Annotated in this window: 6 protein-coding genes; all 6 read left to right on the top strand. The window is 69.6% G+C overall.

Annotated elements, in window-relative coordinates:
- Positions 1-649, top strand: a 649-nt coding sequence (locus tag MIC448_RS09670; protein ID WP_373457226.1) for an adenosine deaminase, incomplete at its 5' end; no start/stop codon positions are given.
- 93 nt (positions 650-742) lie between these two features.
- Positions 743-2,179: a diaminopimelate decarboxylase gene (gene lysA, locus MIC448_RS09665; protein WP_036298842.1), complete on the top strand. Its 1,437-nt coding sequence runs from the start codon at positions 743-745 to the stop codon at positions 2,177-2,179.
- Positions 2,176-3,501, top strand: coding sequence for a homoserine dehydrogenase (locus MIC448_RS09660; protein WP_036298840.1), 1,326 nt, complete (start codon positions 2,176-2,178; stop codon positions 3,499-3,501). The genes lysA and MIC448_RS09660 overlap by 4 nt, the downstream gene beginning before the upstream one ends.
- 1 nt (position 3,502) lies before the next feature.
- Positions 3,503-4,588 (top strand): threonine synthase, encoded by a 1,086-nt coding sequence (thrC, locus tag MIC448_RS09655; RefSeq protein WP_036298838.1) that lies wholly within the window; start codon positions 3,503-3,505, stop codon positions 4,586-4,588.
- Between the two features lie 13 nt (positions 4,589-4,601).
- The gene (gene thrB, locus MIC448_RS09650; protein WP_036298836.1) at positions 4,602-5,588 is read left to right on the top strand and encodes a homoserine kinase; all 987 of its coding nucleotides are present in this window, start codon (positions 4,602-4,604) and stop codon (positions 5,586-5,588) included.
- Positions 5,589-5,722: 134 nt separating this feature from the next.
- A complete protein-coding gene (gene rho, locus MIC448_RS09645; protein ID WP_036298845.1) occupies positions 5,723-8,023 on the top strand; it encodes a transcription termination factor Rho in 2,301 nt (766 codons plus the stop codon).
- Positions 8,024-8,082 lie beyond the last annotated feature (59 nt).

Here is an 8,082-nt window from a genome sequence, read left to right as displayed (position 1 = left end):
GACCGAGGCGAATGAGGCGGTGGCACGGGCGGCCGCGCGGGCCGCGGGCCGCGGCGTCGTGGGCTTCGACCTGGCGGGCGACGAGAAGAGGTTTCCCGAGCTGGAACGGTATGTCGACGCGTTCGCGATCGCCGGGAGTGCCGGGCTCGGGCTGACATGTCACGCCGCGGAGGCGGCGCCCGGACGGGCGGCGGTCGAAGCCGTCGAACTGCTCGGCGCGACGCGCATCGGGCACGGCGCACGGATCGCTCGCGAACCCGGGCTCATGGACTGGTTCGTCGAGCGGGGTATCGCCATCGAGGTCTGCCCGACATCGAACCTGTACACGGGGGCGGTGGACTCTCTCGACGACCACCCAGCCGCCCGGTTCGCGCGCGCCGGTGTCCGTGTCGTGCTGGGCGATGACAACCCCCGCCAGACGGGTTCGATGCTTTCGAGAGAGGCAGAGGTGCTCCGCGAGGATCTTGGCTTCGACGATCGGCTCATGCATCGGATGGCCGAGGACAGCGTCGCCGCCGCGTTCGTCGATGAGTCGACCCGGCGGGGGTGGCGGGACCGCCTCGCATCGGCCGACGGCCCGGATGTCGCCCCGTTGCGGGACGTCGTCGCCGACGGCGGTGAAAACGGAGCGGCGCGGGCTGGCGGCTAGACTGCAAGCGTCGCCCTGCGTGAGAACCTCCGCCCGGGCACCCGCTGCTTCCCGCGGCTGATCCCTTGCCGTATCCACCCGATTGGTCTGCTCGTGTCCGTCGCCTCGCCGCTCGCCCCCGGATGGCTCGTGCCGCCCGCCGACGCGAATGCGCTGGCCCCGCATGTGTGGCCCGCCGCCGCGCATCGACGGGACGACGGCCAGCTCGAACTCGGTGGCGTCGCCGTCCGCGACCTCGCGGCGCAGTACGGCACCCCGGTGCTCGTACTCGACGAGGACGAGGTGCGCGCTCGCGCTCGCCGCACGCGTGAGGCTTTCGAGGATGCGGCGGCGCGCCATGGCACGACGGCACGCGTGTACTACGCCGGCAAGGCGTTCCTGTCGAGCGAGGTCGCACGCTGGGTCATGGAAGAGGGTCTGAGGGTCGACGTCTGCACGCGCGGTGAGCTTGAGGTCGCCCTCGCCGCCGGTGTGCCTGCTGCCCAGCTCGGGTTCCACGGCAACAACAAGTCGGTCGGCGAACTCGAGCGTGCGGTCGAGGTCGGCATCGGATCGATCGTGATCGACAGCGTGTGGGAGCTCGACCGCCTCGCCGCCATCGTTGAGCGCATCGGCAATGAGAGCGCCCCTCAAGACGTTCTCTTGCGCGTGAACACGGGCGTACACGCCGAGACCCACCACTTCCTCGCGACCTCGCACGAAGACCAGAAGTTCGGCTTCGGCCTCGAACTCGCCCCCGAGCTCGTCGCCCGGGTGCGCGCGACGCCCGGACTGAACCTCGTCGGGCTGCACTGCCACATCGGTTCGCAGATCTTCGGCACCGACGGCTTCCGGGCCTCCGCGGCCCGCCTGCTCGGCGTGCTTGCCGACCTCCCGGGCGGGCCGCTCCCGGTCCTCAACCTCGGCGGGGGATTCGGCATCGCGTATACCTCGGCCGACGAGCCGACCCCGATCGGCGAGCTCTCCGAGGGCATCGTGTCGGTCGTCGCGAGCGAGGCCCACAAGCTCGGCGTCCCGATCCCGGCCCTCGCGTTCGAGCCGGGCCGGAGCGTCGTGGGTACCGCGGGCGTCACGCTGTACGAGGTCGGGACGACGAAGGATGTCTCGGTCGAGACATCCGACACCGCCGGCTCCACGGCATCGGCCACGCGTCGCTACGTGAGCGTGGACGGGGGCATGAGCGACAACCCGCGCCCCGCGCTCTACGATGCGCAGTTCTCGGCCCGCATCGCCGACCGCACCAGCACGGCAGAGCCCGCCCTCGTGCGCGTCGTCGGCAAGCACTGCGAATCGGGCGACATCGTCGTCGACGCCGAATACCTGCCCGCGGATGTCGCACCCGGCGACCTGCTCGCCGTGCCGGCGACCGGGGCCTACTGCTACGCGCTCGCGAGCAACTACAACCATGTTCCGAGACCGCCGATCGTGGCCGTCCGGAACGGAGCGTCGCGCGTGATCGTGCGCGGCGAGACGATCGACGACCTACTCTCCCGCGACGCCGGGCTTGCGGGTCGGAGGGGAGACCGATGACCGACTACCGCACCCTGCGCGTTGCGCTGCTCGGCGCCGGAGCCGTGGGCTCGCAGGTCGCCGGGTTGCTGCTGCGCCACGGCGATGAACTGGCCGACCGGGCCGGTGCGCGCCTCGAGCTGGCCGGCATCGCCGTGCGCGATGTCGACGCCCCGCGCGACGTGGACCTGCCGCGCGAGCTCTTCACAACGGATGCCGAGTCGCTGATCGTCGGCTCGGACATCGTCATCGAGCTGATGGGTGGGCTCGAGCCCGCCCGCACGTCGATCCTGCACGCCCTCTCGTCCGGTGCGGACGTCGTCACGGCCAACAAGGCGCTGCTCGCAACCCACGGCGCCGAGATCTACGATGCGGCGGACCAGGTCGGAGCATCCGTCTATTACGAGGCCGCCGCCGCGGGCGCGATCCCCATCATTCGCCCGCTCCGCGACTCCCTCGCGGGTGACCGCGTGCGCCGCATCATGGGCATCGTGAACGGCACCACGAACTACATCCTCGATCGCATGGACACCGAGGGCGCAGACTTCGCCGAGGTTCTCGCCGACGCGCAGCGCCTGGGTTATGCCGAGGCCGATCCGACGGCTGACGTCGAGGGGTACGACGCCGCGCAGAAGGCCGCGATCCTCGCGAGCCTCGCGTTCCACACCAGCGTTCCGCTCGACACCGTGCACCGCGAGGGCATCACCTCGGTCGATGCCGCGCTGATCGAATCCGCGCGGCACGCCGGATACGTCGTCAAACTCCTCGCCGTATGCGAACGGATCGAGGATGCCTCGGGCGCCGGACCCGCTGAGGCGATCTCGGTGCGTGTCTACCCGGCACTCGTGCCCCGCACGCACCCGCTCGCGAGCGTCCACGGCGCCAACAACGCGGTGTTCGTCGAGGCGGAAGCCGCAGGAAGCCTCATGTTCTACGGCGCGGGCGCCGGGGGAGTGCAGACAGCATCCGCCGTTCTCGGCGATGTCGTCTCGGCAGCGCGCCACCACATCGCCGGCGGCGTCGGGGTGGGGGAGTCCACCCGCGCCAACCTGCCCATCCTGCCGATCGGCCGCGTCACGACGCGGTACCAGATCACGCTCGAGGTCAGCGACGAGACGGGCGTGCTCGCCACCGTCGCCGGGATCCTCAGCGAGGGACGGGTCTCCATCGCGACCGTCGAGCAGACGGTCGTCGCGGACCCGGATGGTGGCCCCGGCATCGCACGCATCGTGATCGGCACACACAAGGCACTCGAGCAGGACCTCAGCGACACCGTCGCCCGACTCGCCGCCAGCGGCGTCGTCGAGCGCGTGGTTTCGGTTCTGCGGGTAGAAGGAGACTGATATGGCACACCTCTGGCGCGGAGTCCTCCGCGAATACGCCGATCGTCTGGGCGTCACTGACGCGTCGACCGTCGTCACCCTGGGTGAAGGCGGCACGCCGCTGCTGCCCGCTCCGGCACTCTCGCGCATGACGGGCACGGATGTCTGGGTCAAGTTCGAGGGCATGAACCCGACGGGATCCTTCAAGGACCGCGGCATGACCGTCGCGCTCTCTCGAGCCGTCGAGCACGGGGCGAAGGCCGTCATCTGCGCGTCGACAGGTAACACCTCGGCCTCGGCTGCGGCCTACGCCGCGCACGCCGGCATCACCGCGGCCGTGCTGGTGCCCGAGGGCAAGATCGCCATGGGCAAGCTCAGCCAGGCCGTCGCGCACAACGGCAAGCTCATCCAGATCCGCGGAAACTTCGACGACTGCCTCGAGATCGCGCGCGAGCTCGCCGACAACTATCCCGTGCACCTGGTCAACTCGGTCAACCCCGACCGCATCGAGGGTCAGAAGACGGCCGCCTACGAGGTCGTCGAGCAGCTCGGCGACGCTCCGGACTTCCACCTCATCCCGGTCGGCAACGCCGGCAACTACACGGCCTACTCGCGCGGCTATCGCGAAGAGGTCGACCGCGGTGTCGCGACGCGCCTGCCCCGCATGTTCGGGTTCCAGGCCGCGGGCAGCGCCCCGCTCGTGCGCGGTGAGGTCGTCCGCCACCCCGAGACCATCGCGAGCGCGATCCGCATCGGCAACCCCGCCTCGTGGGAGCTGGCACTCGAGGCGCGCGAGGCGAGCGACGGATGGTTCGGCGCGATCGACGACGACCGCATCCTCGCAGCCCAGAAGTTGCTCTCGGGCGAGGTCGGCATCTTCGTCGAGCCCGCCTCGGCGATCAGCGTCGCGGGTCTGCTCGACCGGGTCGAGGCCGGTGTGATCCCGAAGGGCGCGCGCGTCGTGCTCACGGTCACCGGTCACGGACTCAAGGACCCCCAGTGGGCGCTTCGTCGCGCTGACGGCTCGCAGGTGGAGCCGATCGTGGTCGATGCCGAGACATCCGAAGTCGCTTCCGTGCTCGACCTCGTCGCCGAGCCCGTCGCGTGAGTGGGGCAACCGCGTGAACACAGCCCTTCGGGCTACCGATGCAGCCCCGCGGACCTTCGTGGTGCGTGTTCCCGCGACGAGCGCGAACCTCGGCCCCGGATTCGACACACTCGGGCTGGCGCTGAGCGTCTACGACGAGATCGTGGTGACCGTACTTCCTGAGAACGTGCTGCCCGAGCCCGGCCTCGAGGTCCTCGTCGAGGGCGAGGGCGCGGAAGACGTCGCGCGGGATGCCTCAAATCTGGTGGTCCGCTCGATCCAGTACGCGTTCGACGCGTTCGGGCAGCAGATGCCGGGCCTGCGGCTCGAAGCACACAACACGATCCCGCACGGTCGCGGTATGGGGTCGTCCGGTGCCGCCGTCGTCTCCGGACTCGTCATCGCCCGTTCGCTTCTGGAGGGACGGGTCGACGTTTCTGACGACGACCTGCTCCGGCTCGCCACCGAGCTCGAGGGCCACCCCGACAACGTCGCGCCCGCGCTTTTCGGCGGCCTGACGATCGCGTGGATCGCGCCGGATGGACCGCAGCACAAAAAGCTGCTGGTGCACCGCGGTGTCGCACCCCTGGTGTTCGTCCCGGGCTTCACGATGTCCACGTCCCTTGCTCGCAGCCTGCAGCCGCTGAACGTACCGCGCGAGGATGCGGTCTTCAACGTCTCGCGGTCGGCCCTGCTCATCGCCGCGCTGACCCAGAGCCCCGAGCTGCTGCTCGCCGCGACCGAGGATCGTCTGCACCAGGACTACCGCGCCGAAGCCATGCCCGAGACGCTGCGGATCGTGCGGGCCCTGCGTCTCGCCGGATTCGCCGCGGTCGTCTCGGGGGCGGGTCCGAGCGTCCTCGTCCTTGCGGACGGACCGGGGCGACGCCTCGAGGCGGCCGACGTCGTGGCGCGCGTGGCCGACACCGCGTGGGAGGCCCTCATGCTGGCCGTCGACTTCAAAGGTGCTACAGTGAGGGAACACACGGAGGGTGCCACACAGCCGTTTTCGGCCGCGTGAATCTGGCCTCCGATCGCAATCTGCGAAGCACTGCATGCCCCCCGAATCTTTCTCCATTCTTTCGGCGTGGGCGGGTGTCCGCCGCGGCGACATCGCATGCAGTCGTGTTCATTCACACGTGCAAGGGAGTACTCGTGGAGTCAATCTCCGAGATCCAGACCGGCGCCACCCCCATTCAGGGTGAGCAGACCGGTGACACCGCGCCCGAGGGCGCACAGACCACTGAGGCAGCGCCTCAGGACGCCGCGACCCAGGACGCCGCGCCCCAGGACGCAGCTCCTCAGGACGCAGCGCCTCAGGATGGCGCGCCCGCCGAGGCGGCGCCCGAGCAGGGTTCGGCCGAAGCCGACGCATCCGCTCCGGACGAGGCGCCCACCTCGAAGCGTTCGCGCGCTGCGAAGCCGGCGCGCGTCTCGAACCGTCGGCGCGTGCGCGAACTCGCGGCCGATTTCGGTGTGGACGCCAAGCGCGTCATCGCCGTGGCCGCAGAGCTCGGCCACACGCTGAAGACCTCGCAGTCGGCACTGGACGCCGACGTCGAGGCGCAGGTTTCTGCGGCCCTCACGGCCGCCGCGCTGTCGACGACGGATGCCTCGGCCCCCGTTGCCGACGCGCCCGAGGCCACCGCAACCCCGTCGACCGACGAGGCTCCGGCGGTCGCGCCGTCGGCCGATTCCGCAGCCGCGGGATCGGATGCCGAGGGTGCCGAGGCATCCGCGTCGTCCACCGAGAGCGCCCAGAACGACACCGCTCAGAACGACGGCGGCCAGAACGACGGTGGCCAGACCGATGGCGGCCAGAACGATGCCGACGGTGGCGAGCAGACGGGCAGCCGTCGGAGCCGTAACCGCAACCGCAATCGCAGCCGCGGTGGCCGTGACGCACAGGATGGCCAGGACGGCACCGCCGCTTCGGGCGACCAGGGTGGCCAGCAGAACCAGGGCAACCCGAACCAGAACCAGGGCCGTCAGGCCAAGGGCGACCAGAACCAGGGCGGTCAGAACAGCGCCCAGGGCAACCAGAACCAGGGCGGCCAGAATGCCCAGGGCAACCAGAACCAGCGCGGCCAGAATGCCCAGGGCAACCAGAACCAGGGCAACCAGAACCAGCGTGGTCAGAACGCGCAGGCCCAGAACAACGGCCCCGTGGACGACGACGACAACGGCCAGGGCGGTCGTGGCCGCGGCCGCGGTCGCACCAAGCGTTCACCCGGCACGCCCATGGACGAGTTCGAGACCGAGATCGGCGACGATGACGTTCTCATCCCGATCGCCGGCATCCTCGACGTCCTCGACAACTACGCGTTCGTGCGCACGTCCGGCTACCTGCCCGGCCCGAGCGACGTCTACGTCTCGCTCGGCCAGGTCAAGAAGTACAACCTGCGCAAGGGTGACGCGGTCGTCGGTGCGATCAAGCAGCCCCGCGAGGGCGAGCACCAGGGGCGTCAGAAGTACAACGCCCTCGTCAAGGTCGACGCGATCAACGGCCTGTCGGTCGAAGACGCCGCGACCCGTGTCGAATTCGGCAAGCTCACGCCGCTCTACCCGCAGGACCGCCTGCGTCTCGAGACGGCACCCGAGAAGCTGACGCAGCGGATCATCGATCTCGTCGCGCCCATCGGCAAGGGTCAGCGCGGTCTCATCGTCGCGCCCCCCAAGGCGGGCAAGACGATCGTGCTGCAGCAGATCGCCAACGCGATCGCGACGAACAACCCCGAGGTTCACCTCATGGTCGTTCTCGTCGACGAGCGTCCGGAAGAGGTCACCGACATGCAGCGGACGGTTCGCGGCGAGGTCATCGCCTCGACGTTCGACCGCCCCGCCGAAGACCACACGACGGTTGCCGAACTCGCCATCGAGCGCGCCAAACGTCTCGTCGAGCTCGGTCACGACGTCGTCGTGCTGCTCGACTCGATCACGCGTCTCGGCCGTGCCTACAACATCTCGGCGCCGACCTCGGGTCGCGTGCTGAGCGGTGGCGTGGATGCTTCGGCTCTGTATCCGCCCAAGCGCTTCTTCGGCGCCGCGCGCAACATCGAGAACGGCGGATCGCTCACGATCCTCGCGACCGCGCTCGTCGAGACCGGGTCCAAGATGGACGAGGTCATCTTCGAAGAGTTCAAGGGAACGGGCAACAGCGAACTGCGCCTGAGCCGTCAGCTCGCCGACAAGCGCATCTTCCCGGCGGTCGATGTGAACGCATCCTCCACGCGTCGTGAAGAGATGCTGCTCTCGGCCGACGAGGTCAAGATCACGTGGAAGCTGCGTCGTGCGCTCGCGGGTCTCGACCCGCAGCAGGCCCTCGAGGTCGTGCTCGGCAAGCTGAAAGAGACGCAGTCGAACGTCGAGTTCCTCGTGCAGATGCAGAAGTCGATCCCGGCACCCACGCAGGGCGCGCACGGCAGCAGCCACGGGCACGACAACAACATCCGCTGATCGGGTCCGCCGTGGCCGACCCCGGGATTTTCGACTCCGTTCGCGGACTGATCGACGAG

The organism is Microbacterium sp. C448 (assembly GCF_000582705.2).
GTDB classification, from domain to species: Bacteria; Actinomycetota; Actinomycetes; order Actinomycetales; family Microbacteriaceae; genus Microbacterium; species Microbacterium lacus_A.
This window is presented reverse-complemented; position numbering and strand designations above follow the sequence as displayed.

Coding starts and splice junctions, on each gene's coding strand:
- thrC (WP_036298838.1), top strand. CDS start 3,503: ATGGCACACCTCTGGCGCGGAGTCCTCCGCGAATACGCCGATCGTCTG.
- MIC448_RS09660 (WP_036298840.1), top strand. CDS start 2,176: ATGACCGACTACCGCACCCTGCGCGTTGCGCTGCTCGGCGCCGGAGCC.